Here is an 18244-nt window from a genome sequence, read left to right as displayed (position 1 = left end):
ATAACTGACTTATAGCTGTAAGCTTTACGGAACCCCCAGCCTAGCTGGGGGTTTTCTCTATACAAACAAAAAAGTCCGCAGTTGTGCGGACTTCAATTTTGATTTAGGGTCTGTTCCTGCCAGATGTTTCCGGCATACTCTGTCAGTAGAGCACCCAGTTAGTCGCATAAACTACTGAAATAACTAAAATAATGAGAAAGACAGGGAAAGCGAGAATCATTGCCAACTTTTTCATGAAGCCTGGTTTATCAAATACCACACCTTCTGCTTCCCTTACCCTTTTTTCTTCATCAAAATGCCATTTAATAGCTAAGTAGGCTGCAATCGCTAATACAATAATTTTTAAAGCACCAGCAAAGTACGGAAAGAAGTTACCCCAACCGCTGTTCATTATCTATCTCCATCAAATTAAATATCGATTGTACGATAGCACACGGTAGCATAATCAAAGGTTCATGTTTACTCTTTGATATCGCTAAACATGGACATTTTCATTACTTGTGTAGACGGTCTGAAGGGCTTCCGGATACCTGTTTGCATTTCGAGTGCGTAATTCAGCGCTGCATCGTTCATATGGTTCGTAACTCAGTGAAACACGAGCTATGGAAGGACTACAAGTCTGTCACAAAAGAGCTAAAGCTAATTTATCAAGCCACAACAGAGGAAGAAGCCTTGAATCGTTTTATGATTGAATTTGAAAAGCGTTTATCGGATTACATGTAACGACTGGCATTTATACAGAAATCAAGACAGTCTCTAAAAACAGCGTAGAGTCCTTTCTTTTCATCTATGGTTAGTTCAGTACAACATGGATTAACGTTGTCTAAACGTTCTTGCAGCAACTTACGAAAGTTGCTGCTTAATTTTTTGACTGTAGTACCACTTACCCATTCACGTTTTACGTACGAATATGAAGTTTGAAAAATGGTAGATATTCGTTAAAGGATCTTTCGCATCTCGCTTTATCCATCCATTTGGAATGAGTTGATAGACATCATAATCTGGTAATTTTTCGGCAAAGAAGTTTAACGAGATGTTTCTAAATAACTGATGCCAGTTAAATTCAATTTGAATAAATTTAGGCTTGATTACTGCGAAAGTGTGTTTTGCCCCTTCAAACACTTCTGACTCAAATCCCTCTGTGTCAATTTTTACAAAATCAATCTCAGTGATATTATTTTCCTCACAATAGGCATCTAATGTGACGACTGGAACATCTACTTGTTCGTCATTTGATACGTAACTAACTTTTTTCACTTCCTCAGAAAACGAAGCGTGTGCTAGCGCATTTGGATTGTAGTGGATAGTCAGAACGTCTGCTGCTTTTCCTACGCCCTTGTTTTCCAGCGTGACTCGCTCTTGTGCATTCTTAGTTGCCTCAGTAAGCTTTTGAAAAGCTGTTGGCAATGGTTCAAAACTTACGATACTTGCATTTGTTTTACTCAGAAGCTCAACAGTGTAATCTCCAACATTAGCACCAATGTCAATGCATAAGCGTGGGTTTGTTGGTGATAGGATTTTTTCAATAAAAAAGCTCTCACCGCTTTCACTGTTATTACGAAAGTTGTTATAACCTCTAGCACGTAGAGCTAGTAAAAGAATACGATTATTAATTTTCGAAAAAAAACCGCGGCTAAAAATACGAGAGTAGATATTTGCAATCACGATGTCTTCCTTCCTTTAGCCAGAGAAGCCTTAAGCATTTCAGTTATCAACTCGCTATAAGATTTCATCTCACACCTCCATTAGTTTAGTATCAACCTTGCATTATATATTTGTTAAGGAGATGAACAACACGTTTTTCTACGCTTGTTGTAACGTGGAGGTTCCCACTGACATTTACACAAAAGTCTCGGGTAGCCCCCCATACTTGCGCTGGCTGATTATTTGTCTATTTGCCAGCTTTGGCGTAAATAGAGTTGATATCACGTTCACGCAAATCAAGCTCTTCGTCAAAACCCCGAAGCTGAACATTTGAAAATCCGGCTTTAACAAGGGTGTTCACTAAGTTTTCCTCGTCAAACATATATTTGTGCTCGTCTTTCATATAAGCCACATAATTCAGTTGATCGATAGAGGATCCAGTATCTATCAAGCCAAGCTGATACCAGTCTTCTCTACTCTGAAACAATTCCCCTTTTTTGTAGGCATCAACATAAAGCCTAAAATTTGGAACGCAGACAGAAAACTCAGCGTTACTCTTCATAACACGACGGCATTCATGTAGAAAAGGGAGCAATTGGTCATAAGGAATATGCTCTAGTAGATGAGACGAATAGATTATATCAACAGTATCATTGGGTAGAGGTATACCACGTCTTAGGTCCCAGCGAATATCTGCAGGAGCTTCGTCAATAGTAGTCCACCCATTAGCTCCTTTCTTTGCTCCTGAGCCTAATTCTAGTTTTATATTTTCACTTAGCGCGAGTCGTTTCCATTTTTTCTTGGAACCAATCAGTCGAAACCCTGATAATATTTTTTTTACAAAAAATAGAAGAACGGGAGATTTTTTAATAAACTCTTTAGCTAACTTTTTCATTTCTTTTTTCTGCCTTCAGCAACCGAGTTTTTAAGCATCCCTGTAATAAAGCCGAACTCCTTACAAAGACGTTTTACTTCTTTCAGCGAATTCGCGCGTTCGTTCTTCTGAGCTGCAAACACCAGCTGCTGAATTGCTTCCACTGCAGCTTTCAACTCACTATAAAATTTCATCTCACACCTCCGTTGGTTAAGTATCGGCCTTGTATTATATATTTGTTAAGGGGATGAACAATACGTTTTTCTACGCTTGTTGTAACGCACTGCATTTGACAAAAGTATTTACATAAGCCTTCACTATGTCAGTCACAGAGTCAACCATATAGCTAAATTGCCACAAACCGTATACTTTTGACTGGTTTTCAGTGTTTTTCTGCCGCCTTGTTGATTTTGTAACGATGACTGTGGATGTAAAGGTGTGAAGCCTGTTCGTTCTGTATCTTTTGCTGCTGTTGAAAAGTATCTTTATAGAATCCGAAATACCACGGTCAAACCGTGCTTGGCGTTGCCAGACATTGCCAGGAATGACTAAGTCAAAAAAGTCCGCAATGACGCGGACTTAAGTATGATTTAGTGCCTGTTCCTGCCTGATTTTTCCGGCCTAACAATCATTCCCATTCAATAGCATTGTTAATATATTGATTTATTTAGGGTTAAAAGCAAACCTCTAACAAGTTTCTAACTATTCGATTCGTTAACAAGTCCGAAGGGAATCATTTAAACTCAATAATATCAATGCGCTAGTGAAAAGGCGATTAGAGGCCATCAAATGATATCTAAAAGGATCGTTCAACCCTAACGATAAACACTAAATCGGGTTTTTCAATTGAGTCTGATATCATTGAAGGCAAAACATCGATGTTGTGATGCCAATGCCCTAGATATTTTACATTTGAAAAACTTGCATTCAGATATGGTTTGATCGAGTTAGCAAATGAATCGCCCAACACCCAAACTACTAACTTATTTAGGCCTTGTTTATTTTTTACAACCCCTTCCCAACCGGTTTTATACATATTTGAGGGATCGGCTTGCTCTGGGTTTGGAACAATCTCTAACCGTTCATCACTTAGAACACTTTGACTCCAATTGTCATCAGTATGAATGGGAAAATCATTTAAATTAGAAATTCCAATTAAATCACCTTTGTGATCACCTTCTAAATGAAACTGAAGGCGAGGGTAATTGAGCCCCAACTTTTCCATCATTGCAGTAAATGCAATATAAGCCCCTTTCTGATTCCAATGAGTATCAGTTCTCCAATAAACTAAACCCTCAGTTTCCTTCGTTCTAATCAACAACTCAGTAGGATCAACTAAATATAGATTATCAATTTTACTAAGCTGATTAGTAAAGTAAGAAATGTATCTCGTCTCAGATGGCTTTATTTCTTTGGGTAGTTTTTCGCCGTAAACACTTGATTTATTTGGGCCAACTAAAAGAGCAACTTTTGCCCCGACTTCGCTTCCTTTTTCAGCTAAAGAATTAAAACGAGTTACTTCCTCAGATATATTGTGGTCTGAAGGCTTTATAGCCAGTTTCAGTTTAGCAACTGTGTCATCGTAAGAATTACCCAAAAATAACCAATCGTTTAATCCCTCATACCAACGAGATGTAGCTCCAATGCGGTGCTCCAATCCTTCCCTGAAATAGACATCATCAACGCCATTCGTCTCCTTTAAGTCTAATTTGCTGATCGAAAATCCAACTAAACCAATTAAGACGCTTCCTACAACAAGAGCCATTGTTCGAAACGATTTAATCGAATTACCATAGCGAATAGGCTTTTCAACAAATTGAAAAGTAATCCAAGCGAGAGCAACCGACAGAACAACAGCAAGTATCCTTTTGTCTCTGTGCGGTGTGCCGTCTTCAATGATACGAAAATATGAAAGTATAGGCCAATGCCACAAATACAAAGGATAACTAATTAAGCCAAACCAAACAGCTAACCTATTACATAAGACTCGCTTTGCTACATAACTAGCACTACCACCAATAATGATTAAAACTGCACCCAATACTGGGAAAATAGCCCAGTATGAAGGGAACGGTTTCGCCTTATCTATTAACACAATGGACAGAACTAATATAAGTAGTCCGACAAGTGAAAACACCCCACGTTTATTTAAAGTTGAAAAAAACAACCCAAATTCGCCTCTGCGATCATTAGTTTGGAAAGATGAAATCGAGTTATTAGAGGGCTTGTAAAGCATCACCCAAGCCAAAACACTACCGGTGAGCAACTCCCAAAAACGGCCAAACGGCCAAAAAAATATTTCAGTGGGAAAGCGGTCAACAAAAAATATATTTACAAAAAATGAAGCTATCAAAACCACCAAACAAACCATAAGAAGGTTTATTCTTAGCTTTGAAGCGAGCAAAAGCAACAAAGGGAAAAAGATATAGAACTGCTCTTCTACTGCCAAGCTCCACAAATGGAGCATAGGCTTTAATTCGGAGGCAGTATCAAAATAACCAACTTCACTTGCAAAGATAAAATTACTGACAAACGCTGCTCCGCTCGCTACGTGCTTGCCCAATTGGCTAAGTTCATCGGCCAATAGAACAAACCAACCAAATGCCAAAGAACACGCCATCACTAAGATAAGGGCTGGGAAAATACGTCTGATGCGACGTCCATAGAAATCTGTAAGGCTAAAACGATCTCTAGCCAAATGTTCAAAGATATGGCTAGTGATTAGAAACCCACTAATTACAAAGAAGACATCAACACCGACAAAACCACCCTTTAGCCCCGTTGGGAAAGCGTGAAAGACTACGACGGATAGAACAGCAAATGCTCTTAGCCCATCAATTTCAGTTCGGTAAGCGGAGTTGTATGGTGATGATTGGTTCACTTGATTCACTTGGTTTAATTAGTTCACTTGGTTCGCTAAACGAACAAATGCCTAATTTTATAGAGATTTAACTTGGAAAGACACCTTTGACTACTGACTTTTGCATAATAATTCGCTTGGACGATTTTCCAGTCTGGGTGGCGCAGACCCGTTCCCTATCACACAAGGCTTGATACATCTAAGCTCTATAAACAGTACAGTTGAAACAGCCAGGATTCGCATTATGAACCTGTAGGTATTTAACGTTGGGGTCAGACAACTGATGGTAAATAATCTTTTCCAAACCTGAACCCAAAGTAGTTTCAGCATGAATCATCATACTATCTTCACTATAAGCTCTTACAGACAGTAGTCGTTTAGTGAGTATTTCGGGAATTTCATTGATGTTCAATTTTGCCTCGACAGCATATTCCCGAATGAAAATGGGTCCGGAAGCTTTATATGGTGAGTTTACATCATGATATTTGTGCGGGATGAGTAAAACTCTTTCGCCAATTTCAGCTTCTTTTAAAGAGACTCGACATGGGAAACCAGGCTTTGAGTCTGCAATCAACCATTTGGCGTTAAATTTTTCAAGTTGTTGGTCGTTGAGGTTAAAGTATTCACTAAATATGCTCTTTTCAATTGGTTTTATAATAAAATTTGTATTCATTAGGTGATACCTGATTAGTTATTTTGCTTTTGATGAATACTCATGTTAACGATGTGAACCGCTCTTAAACATCCGAAAATTGCGCCATATTCAAATGGAAGGGTTAATCAACATCCCCGAATTAATCAGCAAGAATCGGATGGTATCATCGAACTTGGTGTGATGAGATACTGATGAATCACGCGACACAGTGAGCGTAGCTATGCCAAAGTTATCAGACAATGCAATGAAAAATGCGGTAGCGCAGAGAGATGGATCTTTTGACGGACATTTTTACTATGGCGTCATCACCACTGGGGTATTTTGTTCGCCTTCCTGTTCAACCAAAGCGGCAAATCCAGAAAACCTGAGATTCTTCTTAGATATCGAATCTGCAATGCAAGCAGGGTATCGTCCTTGTAAGCGTTGTAATCCAGCAGGACAGGACGAGCGGACTCAGCAGCTAATCGATGTGGCTCGCTATATAGAAACTCATGCCGAAGACAAAATGACACTAACCCAGTTAGGCAATATTGCAGGGGTTTCACCTTCCCGATTACAACGCTCATTTAAAGACATGTTTGGTGTGTCTCCCAAACATTATCAGGATGCAGTGCGAATGCGAAAATTTAAGCGTTCGTTAAAAGAGGGAGAGAGTGTAACTGATGCGATTTATTCGTCCGGTTATGGCTCAATCAGTCGGGTATATGGTGAAGCGACCAGAAATATAGGCATGACGCCAAAAGCATACAGAGCTGGCGGTAAAGGTGAAATTATCCATTATGCGTGTCGAGAGACGGCGCTTGGGTTCATGATAATGGCTGCAACAGATAAGGGGGTATGCTCGGTACAGTTTAGTGATGACAAAGATTCTTTGCTAACTCTGTTAGGTGACGAGTTTCCAGAGGCTCGGCTTGTACTTTCTGCGGCACAAGACGCACCAGAGCTGGATAGTTGGATGTTGGCTTTAGATCAGCATATGAGTCAGGGCGCTCCCAGACCCGATGTTCCTCTTGATATCAGAGGAACGGCATTCCAAATTAAGGTGTGGCAGTTTTTACTAAGTATCAAAGAAGGGGACGTGATGAGCTATGGTGAGGTTGCCGCACATATTGATAATCCGAAGGCGGTTCGCGCTGTAGGAACCGCTTGTGGCAAAAATCCAGTTGGGATTCTTATCCCCTGCCACCGAGTATTGCGCAACGACGGTTCTTTAGGAGGCTACCGCTGGGGACTAGAGCGCAAAAGAACATTGTTGGATATGGAAAGAGCAAGACGCTAATTCAACTGACCACGAGAATAAGGGATGTTTACAAAATGAATCTAATCGTGTTGGTAGCGAGTGGAAGATTTTATACAGTTCCGCGCAAATCGAGCACCGCTGACAACGGTGGTCTTTAATGTTTTAGGATACGAAAAGTTATTCAAAGATAGCTAATTTAGTGAACTCACTGGCAAACGTTTGTCCAACGCCTTTTTAAAACTGACTGTCCCCAAATTCGCTGAAACGCTCATCGGCTGATTATTTTGAGAACCCACACCCAAAATCTCATACTTTTTTAATACTTTTTATTTCCCACAATCAGATAACCTGACTCCTGCACTGGCAAAATCCGGTGCCGGGCGTAGGAACCCGTTATAGCTTTCCGGCATTATAGGTTGCTAACTTTACGTTGGTTTTTTACTATATACGGCCTCAGCACATCTGAATTATGGTGAGCTGGCCAAGGCAGCTTCGGCTGGCCGTGTTCCGGAGAGAACGGTATTCCTACACCTTGTTCCAGTTCACCACCCGAGCGTAGGAACTCCCGTGGTGATATGTTTTTTCACTAACTCTTCGGAAGATAACTATGTACGAAACCATCCCTTACGATCATCAATTCGCCCAAAAAGCCCGCGAATACTTGCGTCAGTTAGAAGAAATGTTTGAAGCCGAACAGCGGCACAACAGTCAAGAGCTGCGCAACGTGCTGCTATATCTGAATAACCTGATTACCACCCATTATGTGCACTATCATGAAGAGCCAGATGAATCAGATTTGGTGTGATGATTGATTGGTTTATTTAGTTTTCGAGCCGCAGTTGCGGCTCGATTTGATCAAGTTCTAAGAACCACCCACCCTGCTCGCGGGACTGAATCACATGCTGAACATCATAGGTGTATTGTTTGCGAGAAGATTTTGATGATTAAAAAGTGGTAACTTGTTTAGCCATTGTGTGTTGAGTTAACGCTATCCAACCATAAAAATAAGTAATGCACTTAGAATTGAGATGTCTAAATTTTTTAATATTACTTTCTAAACCGCCAGAAAAAACCCTACCACCTTGCTATTAAAAACATAGCAATTTTTTGTGTATTTGACTATGCTTTGCCATGAACTTAATCGCAGAGAAATCAAAATGGAAAAAATCCCGTACCCTGGCAAGCCAGTTCGTGGTTCGGAAACAGGCAATCCAATCATGGCATTATTTGATTTGCTAGGACGACGCTGGGCCATGGGGGTTCTATGGCAGTTATGTTCAGGTGGGCCTTGTACATTTCGTGAGTTGCAGAACCGTTGTGAGTCTATTTCTCCCGCTGTTTTAAATTCAAGAATTAGAGAATTAAGGCAGGCAAAACTACTTGAAAAGGGCGAATTAGGTTATCAACCAACCGAATTAGGAAAGCAAATAATTTCATCAATCTATCCTTTAAAAAGTCTCGCAGAACAGTGGGTTGAATCACTTAAGGGCACAGAAAAATAAAAGCTTAATCACGCCATCATAAAGACTGACGAATTCATCACTGTGATCAAAGGTCACAAACGTAAAGGGGAATAATTATGTTTATTGTGTCATTAACGTACATTAGTGAAATATCTCAAATAGATAAGTATCTTGAGGCTCATGTTGAGTACCTAGATAAAAACTATGAGAAAGGGGTTTTTATTGCTTCTGGAAGAAAAGTTCCCCGTAATGGTGGAGTCATTCTCGCAAAAGCTAGAAATCTTAGTGAGCTAGAAGAAGTTCTAAACGATGATCCATTTAAAATTCATAATCTGGCTCATTATGAATTAATCGAGTTTGTGCCCACAAAATCTGCACCTGAGTTTGCCTCTTTAATTCAATGATGTCATCGATTATCTGAGATGAGAAAAATGGCAGCGATAACATTGGTACGCTGCCACACTTGAGTCGAAAGTGTCCAGAGATGCGCCAGCGCCGATCACGGCAAACTCACCTATGCCCCATTCCGTGTTTCGCCCAATGGATGTGCCGAGTCCTTTAAGCTGGAGGTACGTTAGGTTTTCTAACCCTAATGTACCTACAAAACTCAGGCTTTACCAATCTGCTAGGGGCTGTTGACCTTTCGTGATGGGTTTTGCAGCAAATTGTCGTTCTCTTCCGAGGATTGCTGGATAAGTAGAAGTGATGACAGAGAGGTAAAACTGCATATCGAAAAGCTGATAGGGCGTTTGGATTAAAATCCGTGTCAACGATAAGGACGATATGTGCGAAGTTCATCGAGGCTCGAAGTATGAATACTTCAGATAGAAGCCGGATATACGAACGCAAACCTATTTACTGTCAAAAACGACTAATTATCCTTGCAATGATGGAGGAGACCTATACAACCCCTAGCAATACATTGCGAAATTAGTAAATCAATGAGTCAACAATACTACAGCAAGCTCACATTTGTGATGAGGTATCGCGAGATTGTGGGCGATGTCGAAGCAAAGTTATGCGGAGAACACCTACCACTTGAGATAAGTAGTTCAATAAGATTTAGTAAAGAAGCAATGTTAAAAAGGCTTGATGATTCAAGCCTTAAAATTTACAAAAAACGAGTAATATCAGAGAAAAATAAATCTCCACTTCGAGGTCGCTCATACACCAACCTGCCGTTTTCACGGACATATTTTAAAGGAATCTTAGGGTTATTAATGTCCCTACCTCCTTCGTCATACCATTTTGTTGTCCACTTATCATAGTAGAACTCTAGGTCAGCAGGTGTGAGCAGCCATATTTCTTGAAGTTCAATATCACTATAGACAGCAAAAACCCAATCTACCTTTCTATATTTTTCAATTATCTTGGGGTTCATGTGATGATGAGTCGAGAAACCTTTAACTAAATTAACGTTTAATGACTTCAGTTCATACTCATTGCCAAAACAGTCAATGGCATCATTACCTTCTCTACCCGACAAATCCTTTAACCCAGTAACAAGGAGGACTTGAAGTAGCTTTCCCCCGTTGTCCTGAAAAATATCTTTTATCCCCTCTTTTTTTGCCAAATACTCCATATCTCTTACGCTCGGGAATATACTATTCAACCACTCAATATTAGTTTCAAAGAACAGTTTTTCGTATAGTTTACTGGGAGCTATATCGAATACATCTGCCAAAGCACAAAGGTTCTCAAGGCTAGTTTCATTAGAAGCATTTTCGATACGGCTAATCTGGCGAACGTTAAGATCTGCTCTTTCAGCAAGCTCCTCTTGAGTCCATTTTTCACGTTCTCTCAAACATTTAACATTATCAGCCAACTGCCACATCAGGTCATTTTTGTTCATTATTGTCTTGCGCCATGTTGCAAATTTAATGATAAAACTATTTGCATACACGCGATAAAGACATGACACATATGTCTGGTCGTACCAGTCATATGTGTCGTAAAATAGAAACAAAGAGTCTAGTTAAAGCGATTTCAGTGACGTATACTCGCATGATCAAATTTTTACTGTAATGCGAAAAGTCAGAAAATATGCAAGATATCCTGAAAGTAGGCCGTTCTGATGCTATCTATAACGGACATAGCTACTTAACTAAAGTGCCTGTTATGGCTATTGTTCCATTTATCGAAGAATATACCAAAACAGGCGATACTGTTGCCGATATCTTTGCTGGTTCGGGCATGACAGCGGTTGCAGCCAAAATGGCAGGTAGAAATGCCATTGTCAGTGATATTTCACGTTTAGGGAAGCATATCGGGACGGGCTACCTTAGCTCCGTAACTCCTGAAGAATTCGAAACTGAAGCCCGAAGAATTCTGAATGATAGCAAAGCCACTGTGGGGCATTTTTATGACTCCTTACGTGAAGAAGATGGCTTGAAGATGTCGTTTGGTAAAACAATTTGGTCATTTGTTTATGAATGTGGTCATTGCCAAAATGAAATTAATTACTATAACGCACTTCATGATAATGACTGGGACCCAAAAAAACTGAAATGTCCTTCATGTGGTGAAATCTTTGTCAAAAAAGGAGCAAAATTCCTAAGAGATGAACCCGTTGTAGTTTCTTTGAAAGGGTGCGCTGGTAAACAAATAGAGCAGCGCCTTTCAGAATTTGACTATGAAAAAATTGAGAGCGCTGAAAGTTCCGGTATCTTTGAGTACTTTCCAAGTGTAGATATACCTGAAGACCGAGAAATGTATAAACGTTCTGCACTTAAAAAATGGAACTTGACATCTACGCACAAGTTTTTCTCGCACAGAAATGCCATTATATTGTATGACCTATGGCAACGCTTTGAACAAGTTGAAAATGAATCCTTAAGACAAAAGTTAAAGTTTGCTTTCACTGCAATTCTTCCAAGAGCGTCCAAACGTTACCAGTGGAGCAAAAAAGCTCCGCTCAATGCAGCAATACAAAACTATTATATTGCACCAGTATTCTACGAGTGGAACGTTTATGAACTTATTGAAAGAAAAATTAATGCGCTAGTAAAAGCAGACAAACAAATAACTGATTACCGAGGAAATGACGCTCTAGAAACCAATCAAGAGTATGTAACAGCTTCAGCAGATAATCTTGCTCATCTTCATGACAACTCCGTCGAGTTTGTTTTTACAGATCCTCCTTTTGGTTCAAACATTTTCTACGCTGATATGAACCTATTTCATGAAGCTTGGTTAGGTGAATATACCGACAATACTTCGGAAGCGGTAATGAGAACAACTGGTAAAGACAAAGCCAAGAGCAAAGAGTCTTACCAGAAAATCTTAACAGGTGCTTTTAAGGAAGCGCGAAGAGTTTTAAAGAATGATGGGCATTTATCAGTTGTCTTTGGGAATAGCCAAGGATCTATTTGGGCTGTCGTTCAACAAGCTTTACGTGATGCAGGTTTTACTAATAAGCCTGTGAACATTACTATTTTAGATAAAGGGCAGCGTAGCGTTAAAGGACTTAATTCTGGAACTGAAAAAGTTGTAACTCTAGATCTTATTGTCACCGTGCAAAAAAGTGACGAGAACTCTGCACCTAAAGAGTATGAACTACGCAATGATGGAATGGACGTTATCGAGAAAACTATCGATGCTATTTCTTTCAGTGAAGAGCTTACAGCAAGTCATATATATTTGGATATCCTACGTAACGCTATGTATGAAGGAGTGGCCATTGCTGAGATCGATTTGGGAAAAATTACACAAATCATTCATGATAAAGGGTATAAAATTAATCCTAAATCAGGAAAACTACTGTTAGCCGACGTATAGACTGCCCCCTATTTTTCAAAATAATAAGTATCGTTGACCTTACCTTCCTAGGTAGGGTCGATTTGGGTGCTACCCCTGTTCCTGTAAACGATTAAGACCTACATTTGCCCTACAGAACCTAATATTAGCCAAGTCGATAACTCACAATTGTCCAGAAACAAGTTACAGCTTCCCCCTAATCAGCCATATGTATATGGAAATGCGAGCCGGTGCACCATCACCGGCCCGTGTGCTTTCTAACTACTTACGTCGGCCAAACGGCCAGCGTCTCATTTTGTCGATTTGATCGACCGATCTCGTCATATCCTTATATGCACGATCGGCCAACCTGTTTTGGAATACCTCCATTTTGTCGACAATGGCTTTCATCTTCGGGCCGTGTCCGGTGTTGTGCAGCCACTGCCCAAAAAATAGAAGGCCAGTATCACAATGAACATCACTGCGAAGAAACCAATTACCTCCGCAAGGTTTTTAGGAAAGTAAAAAACCATAAAAAATGCCAGTCAGTATTATTCCTGACTGGCATTGCATTTATTGGCTTAAGGCTTTAATCGCTATTGATAATCAGCCCTACTCCCACTCAATTGTTGCCGGTGGCTTACCTGAAATATCGTAAACCACGCGCGAGATACCATCGATCTCATTGATAATGCGGTTTGAGACTCGGCCTAAGAATTCGTAAGGCAGATGCGCCCAATGTGCTGTCATAAAGTCGATCGTTTCTACGGCACGTAGCGATACGACCCAGTCGTACTTCCGGCCATCGCCCATTACACCGACTGAACGAACTGGGAGGAACACGGTGAATGCTTGTGATACTTGGTTATACAAGTCCGCAGCACGTAGCTCTTCAATAAAGATGGCATCTGCGCGGCGCAGTAAATCACAATATTCTTTCTTGATTTCACCTAAAACTCGGACACCCAGACCCGGCCCCGGGAATGGATGACGATATAGCATGTCATATGGCAGGCCGAGTTCTAAACCAATTTTACGTACTTCATCTTTAAAGAGCTCACGTAACGGTTCAACCAAGCCCATTTCCATATCTTCTGGTAATCCACCCACATTGTGGTGTGATTTAATCACATGTGCTTTACCAGTCTTAGAAGCAGCAGATTCGATGACATCCGGATAAATAGTACCCTGTGCAAGCCATTTGGCATTTTGCAGCTTGCTGGCTTCTTCATCAAAGACTTCAATGAACTCGTGCCCGATAACTTTTCGTTTCTCTTCCGGATCAGACTTGCCAACCAGTGCATTGAGAAAACGTTCTTCAGCATCAACTTTGATGATATTCAGCCCGAAATGGTCACCGAACATTTCCATCACCTGCTGGCCTTCGTTGAGGCGTAATAAGCCGTTATCAACGAAAACACAGGTCAGTTTGTCACCGATAGCACGTTGAACCAGCATCGCAACAACTGATGAATCGACACCACCGGAAAGCGCCAGAAGGACTTCATCGTCACCGACAGTTTCTTTAATTCGGGCAACCGCATCTTCAATAATTGAGCTAGGCGTCCACAAGCGTTCACAACCACATGCACCAAAAACGAAGTTTTCCAGCATTTGCAGGCCTTGCTTGGTGTGAGTCACTTCAGGATGGAACTGCACCCCGTAGTATTTTTTCTCTTCATTTGCCATTGCTGCATACGGACAGGTATCCGTTTGCGCAACTTGGGTGAATCCCATTGGAATCTCTACGACTTTATCACCGTGGCTCATCCAAACATCTAACAGCGCATAGTTATCGTCAGTGACGCTATCACGCAAGCCTTCAAACAGCTTCGATTCCTGAACAACCTTCACCTGAGCATAGCCAAATTCACGCTCAGTCGAACCGGAGACTTTCCCGCCCAATTGTTCTGCCATGGTCTGCATCCCATAGCAAACGCCCAAAACAGGCACGCCACAATCAAAGACATATTGTGGTGCGCGAGGCGAGTTTTCCTCGGTCACACTTTCAGGGCCACCTGATAATATGATGCCGTTCGGATTAAATTCTCGAATGTCGGCTTCATCGACATCCCAGCTCCATAATTCGCAATATACGCCAATTTCACGGACACGACGTGCGACAAGCTGCGTGTATTGTGAACCAAAATCTAGGATAAGGATCCGTTGGTCATGAATGTTTTTGGTCATGTTGAGTCGTCTTCAAAGAAAAGTTTATAGAACGGAGGCGAGTTTACTCGCCTCTCATGTCATCATCAAGCAAAAAGCAAACGTTTTCGTTACGGGATTATGACCCTAAACGATAGTTTGGTGCTTCTTTCGTAATTTGAACATCGTGGACATGGGATTCTTGAATGCCAGCACCAGAAATTCTTACGAATTGAGCCTTGGTACGCAGATCTTCAATCGTTGCGGAACCGGTCAATCCCATACAAGAGCGCAGACCACCCATTTGTTGGTGAACGATTTCTTTCAGCAGACCTTTGTATGCAATACGTCCTTCAATCCCTTCCGGAACTAACTTATCGGCTGCATTATCTGACTGGAAGTAACGATCTGAAGAGCCTTTTGACATTGCGCCCAGTGAACCCATACCACGATAGGCTTTATAAGAACGACCTTGATAAAGAATCACTTCTCCCGGAGATTCTTCTGTACCGGCAAGCATCGAACCGACCATCACGCAAGATGCGCCGGCAGCGATTGCTTTACAGATATCACCGGAGAAACGGACACCGCCATCCCCAATCACTGGAATGTCATATTCGTTGGCAACAGATGCGGCATCACCAATGGCTGAAATCTGTGGTACCCCGACACCCGTGACAATACGCGTGGTACAAATCGAGCCGGGGCCGATACCCACTTTGACTGCACTCACACCAGCTTCAATCAGCGCACGAGCACCTTCAGCCGTTGCAACGTTGCCACCGATAATATCTAAATTAGGGAAAGTGGCGCGTGTTTCACGAATCCGTTGCAAGACCCCTTCAGAATGACCATGAGAAGAATCAATCAACAACACATCAACACCAGCTTCAACCAATGCTTTGACACGCTCTTCATTGCCTGCACCGGCACCGATAGCAGCACCCACACGCAAACGACCCAACTCATCTTTACACGCATTTGGTGCAATTTCTGCTTTATGGAAATCTTTTGCAGTGATCATTCCTGTCAGTTGGAATTCATCATTCACAACCAGAACTTTTTCAACACGGGCTTGGTGCATTTTTTCCTGAACTTCCGCACGAGATGCGCCTTCTTTTACCGCAGCTAAACGTTCTTTTGGCGTCATAACCACAGAGACTTTTTTGGTCAAGTCCGTCACGAAACGGACATCACGGCCAGTGATAATACCAACCAGCTCATTATTCTCTGTCACGACAGGGAATCCGGCAAAGCCATGTTTTTCAGTCAGAGCCATAACATCAGCGATGGTTTGCTCTGGTTGAACCGTCACCGGAGAAGTAACAACCCCGGCTTCATAGATTTTCACCTGACGAACCTGAGCAGCTTGTTGTTCGATTGACATATTCTTATGAATAAAGCCAATGCCACCTTCCTGAGCCAAAGCAATCGCAAGACGAGCCTCTGTGACTGTATCCATGGACGCAGAGATCATTGGAATGTTCAGCGTGATATTTTTGGTCAGCCGAGTTTTCAGGTCAGCAGTATTTGGGAGAACAGTTGAATGGGCGGGGACGAGCAATACGTCATCAAAAGTCAGGGCTTCTTTGGCGATTCGTAGCATTTGCAATATCTCACAGCTAGGGTGTTAAAAGAAATAACCCAATCCCTCAAATGTTTTTATCAAAGTGAATTGGATTTGATATTGCGGAGGGATTATACCGAGCGATTAATCGTTTTACTACACATTTATTCAATTTTTATTTGCAATTGCCCCCTTGATATGTATTATATTGCGGCTAATTTCCATTCCTACGGCCACGACATTCTCCTGTGCTATCTGCAAACAACCAAAACATTTATACGGTATCCCGCCTTAATGCAGAAGTTCGTCTGCTCCTCGAAAATGAGATGGGCATCATCTGGCTGCTCGGTGAAGTCTCCAATTTTTCCGCACCGGTTTCAGGGCATTGGTACTTATCGCTGAAAGACGCCCGGGCACAGGTCAAGTGTGCCATGTTTAAAGGCAATAATCGTTTTGTCTCCTTCAGACCCCAAAACGGACAGCAGGTTTTGGTCAGAGCACGTCTGTCGTTATACGAACCACGGGGTGACTATCAGTTAATCATTGAAAGTATGCAAGCTGAAGGTGATGGACGGCTTCAACAAGAATTCGAGCAATTGAAGCAAAAGCTCACTGCGGAAGGCCTATTTGCTCCCGGTAATAAGAAACCTTTGCCTGAGCACCCGCAATGTATCGGTATCATTACCTCCAAAACCGGTGCCGCCCTGTTTGATATTCTCGATGTGTTGAAACGCCGTGATCCGACACTGCCTGTGATTATCTATCCGACGATGGTACAGGGAGAAGATGCTGCGATTCGAATTGCCCAAGCGATTGGCCGCGCCAACGCCCGTCAAGAATGTGATGTGTTAATCGTTGGACGCGGAGGCGGCTCTCTGGAAGACTTATGGTGTTTTAACCATGAAATTGTCGCCCGAACAATCGCTGCCAGCCAAATCCCGATTGTCAGTGCAGTGGGTCATGAAATTGATATCACGATTGCTGATTTTGTCGCCGACGTGCGAGCTCCGACACCTTCAGCCGCAGCCGAGTTAGTGAGCCGTGACAGTAGTTACAAACGGACCGGCCTGCTCAATTATCGTCACCGTCTGAGCCAAGCGATACGTTATTATCTGGCAGAACAACGTCAGAAGAGTCAGACACATCAATATGCCTTGGAAAAACAACACCCAAGTTATCGTCTGGAACGACAAATTCAGCAGATGGATGAGTTGAGTATTCGCCTGCAACAAGCCATGCAGCATTATTTAGCCAGACATTCGCAAATGGTCGAGCGAACCACCAACCAACTCAGATACAACTCGCCACAACAGCAGATTCAGCAACAGCATTATCTGCTGAAAAAATATGAACAGCGTTATATTGATGCGATAGAAAGAAGATTGCTCAGTTCACGTCATCAATTGGCACTCGCAGCCGAAACATTGGATGCCGTCAGCCCGCTTTCGACGTTGAGACGAGGTTACTCCGTTACTCAAAACCAGTCCGGTCAGATCATCCGGAGTCTGAACGATGTCAAACCCGGTGAATGCATCACCACTCGCCTTACCGATGGCACGATTCGCTCAACCGTCATTCAGACTGAGTAAATTATCGCTCAGAGTCTTGTCCTATCGGTTGAAATATCAAGCGTAGTTTAGGATTTCGTTTTGATTTCTGTTCGTTACACTGTGGACAAAAGTAGCTGACCGCACCACAGGCTTGCAGTCGCTCCAATTCAGTTTGGCAATCAGGACAGTACGCGACTTTGCGGTAATGTATCGCACATACCGGACAATAATACTGTCCATCCCATTGAAGTGCTTCATCACACGCTGGACATTGATTCAGGTTCATCCTTTCTCCTCCTTTTTGGAATAGCACGATTTCACTCACCGCCGATCTGATCCACATCTCAGATCCGTATACCTGATCGTATATGGAAAAAGATCAGATCTGAAATCACTCGATTGATTGTATACTCTGTGAAGCAGGCATGTATAAGTATTTGCTTGCACTGGTAAAAAGGATGATAACGAGGATCCTGACAGCAAAGAATAAGATCTTTGCTTGATCTCA

General features: G+C 41.9%; 16 protein-coding genes and 2 pseudogenes. 7 read left to right on the top strand and 11 right to left on the bottom strand.

The annotated features are described in order from the left end of the window. Window positions 1–142: 142 nt before the first annotated feature. On the bottom strand, window positions 143–391 hold the full coding sequence (locus tag MKS89_RS03590; RefSeq protein WP_072962612.1) for a hypothetical protein: 249 nt from the start codon (window positions 389–391) through the stop codon (window positions 143–145). Window positions 392–484: 93 nt separating this feature from the next. Between MKS89_RS03590 and MKS89_RS03585 the strand changes: the two are divergent. Then, window positions 485–675 (top strand): annotated as a pseudogene (locus MKS89_RS03585) (transposase); the annotation flags it as partial. Window positions 676–891: 216 nt separating this feature from the next. Here MKS89_RS03585 and MKS89_RS03580 read toward each other — a convergent pair. The 5 genes from MKS89_RS03580 to MKS89_RS03560 form a co-directional block, all read right to left on the bottom strand. Further along, on the bottom strand, window positions 892–1665 hold the full coding sequence (locus MKS89_RS03580) for an FkbM family methyltransferase (RefSeq protein WP_072962614.1): 774 nt from the start codon (window positions 1663–1665) through the stop codon (window positions 892–894). A 226-nt stretch (window positions 1666–1891) separates the two neighbouring features. Next, on the bottom strand, window positions 1892–2539 hold the full coding sequence (locus MKS89_RS03575; protein ID WP_072962616.1) for a class I SAM-dependent methyltransferase: 648 nt from the start codon (window positions 2537–2539) through the stop codon (window positions 1892–1894). Beyond that, window positions 2536–2712, bottom strand: a complete 177-nt coding sequence (locus tag MKS89_RS03570; RefSeq protein WP_162841355.1) for a hypothetical protein — start codon at window positions 2710–2712, stop codon at window positions 2536–2538. Before MKS89_RS03570 ends, MKS89_RS03575 begins: the two co-directional genes overlap by 4 nt. A 602-nt stretch (window positions 2713–3314) precedes the next feature. Next, window positions 3315–5399: an acyltransferase family protein gene (locus MKS89_RS03565; RefSeq protein ID WP_072962619.1), complete on the bottom strand. Its 2085-nt coding sequence runs from the start codon at window positions 5397–5399 to the stop codon at window positions 3315–3317. Between the two features lie 178 nt (window positions 5400–5577). Further along, the gene (locus tag MKS89_RS03560; RefSeq protein WP_072962621.1) at window positions 5578–6051 is read right to left on the bottom strand and encodes a DUF1203 domain-containing protein; all 474 of its coding nucleotides are present in this window, start codon (window positions 6049–6051) and stop codon (window positions 5578–5580) included. A gap of 202 nt (window positions 6052–6253) precedes the next feature. Between MKS89_RS03560 and MKS89_RS03555 the strand changes: the two genes are divergently transcribed. The 4 genes from MKS89_RS03555 to MKS89_RS03540 all read left to right on the top strand — a co-directional run bounded on the left by MKS89_RS03555 (window position 6254) and on the right by MKS89_RS03540 (window position 9140). Next, on the top strand, window positions 6254–7312 hold the full coding sequence (locus MKS89_RS03555) for a bifunctional transcriptional activator/DNA repair enzyme AdaA (RefSeq protein ID WP_072962623.1): 1059 nt from the start codon (window positions 6254–6256) through the stop codon (window positions 7310–7312). A gap of 568 nt (window positions 7313–7880) precedes the next feature. After that, window positions 7881–8078 carry a hypothetical protein gene (locus MKS89_RS03550; protein WP_021020789.1) on the top strand — a complete coding sequence of 66 codons (198 nt, stop codon included), beginning with the start codon at window positions 7881–7883 and terminating at the stop codon, window positions 8076–8078. Between the two features lie 352 nt (window positions 8079–8430). Further along, a complete protein-coding gene (locus tag MKS89_RS03545; protein WP_072962625.1) occupies window positions 8431–8775 on the top strand; it encodes a winged helix-turn-helix transcriptional regulator in 345 nt (114 codons plus the stop codon). 77 nt (window positions 8776–8852) lie between these two features. Further along, window positions 8853–9140 carry a YciI family protein gene (locus MKS89_RS03540; protein ID WP_072962627.1) on the top strand — a complete coding sequence of 96 codons (288 nt, stop codon included), beginning with the start codon at window positions 8853–8855 and terminating at the stop codon, window positions 9138–9140. Between the two features lie 707 nt (window positions 9141–9847). Here MKS89_RS03540 and MKS89_RS03535 read toward each other — a convergent pair. Then, a complete protein-coding gene (locus tag MKS89_RS03535; protein WP_077316565.1) occupies window positions 9848–10588 on the bottom strand; it encodes a helix-turn-helix domain-containing protein in 741 nt (246 codons plus the stop codon). 191 nt (window positions 10589–10779) lie between these two features. Here MKS89_RS03535 and MKS89_RS03530 point away from each other — a divergent pair, with 191 nt between their 5' ends. Then, window positions 10780–12513 carry a DNA methyltransferase gene (locus MKS89_RS03530; RefSeq protein WP_072962631.1) on the top strand — a complete coding sequence of 578 codons (1734 nt, stop codon included), beginning with the start codon at window positions 10780–10782 and terminating at the stop codon, window positions 12511–12513. 240 nt (window positions 12514–12753) lie between these two features. Here the strand turns inward: MKS89_RS03530 and MKS89_RS03525 are convergent. From MKS89_RS03525 to guaB, 3 genes and pseudogenes are all read right to left on the bottom strand, one after another. Then, window positions 12754–13004 (bottom strand): annotated as a pseudogene (locus MKS89_RS03525) (hypothetical protein). Window positions 13005–13083: 79 nt separating this feature from the next. Beyond that, window positions 13084–14661: a glutamine-hydrolyzing GMP synthase gene (gene guaA, locus MKS89_RS03520; RefSeq protein ID WP_072962634.1), complete on the bottom strand. Its 1578-nt coding sequence runs from the start codon at window positions 14659–14661 to the stop codon at window positions 13084–13086. A gap of 97 nt (window positions 14662–14758) precedes the next feature. Further along, a complete protein-coding gene (gene guaB, locus MKS89_RS03515) occupies window positions 14759–16225 on the bottom strand; it encodes an IMP dehydrogenase (RefSeq protein ID WP_072962636.1) in 1467 nt (488 codons plus the stop codon). 209 nt (window positions 16226–16434) lie between these two features. On the opposite strand from guaB, the gene xseA reads away from it, so the two are divergent. Beyond that, a complete protein-coding gene (xseA, locus tag MKS89_RS03510; RefSeq protein ID WP_072962639.1) occupies window positions 16435–17775 on the top strand; it encodes an exodeoxyribonuclease VII large subunit in 1341 nt (446 codons plus the stop codon). A 1-nt stretch (window position 17776) separates the two neighbouring features. Here the strand turns inward: xseA and MKS89_RS03505 are convergent, their stop codons facing one another. Continuing rightward, window positions 17777–18022 carry a zinc ribbon domain-containing protein gene (locus MKS89_RS03505; RefSeq protein WP_072962642.1) on the bottom strand — a complete coding sequence of 82 codons (246 nt, stop codon included), beginning with the start codon at window positions 18020–18022 and terminating at the stop codon, window positions 17777–17779. Window positions 18023–18244 lie beyond the last annotated feature (222 nt).

This window comes from Vibrio gazogenes (assembly GCF_023920225.1).
Lineage (GTDB): Bacteria > Pseudomonadota > Gammaproteobacteria > Enterobacterales > Vibrionaceae > Vibrio > Vibrio gazogenes.
This window is presented reverse-complemented; position numbering and strand designations above follow the sequence as displayed.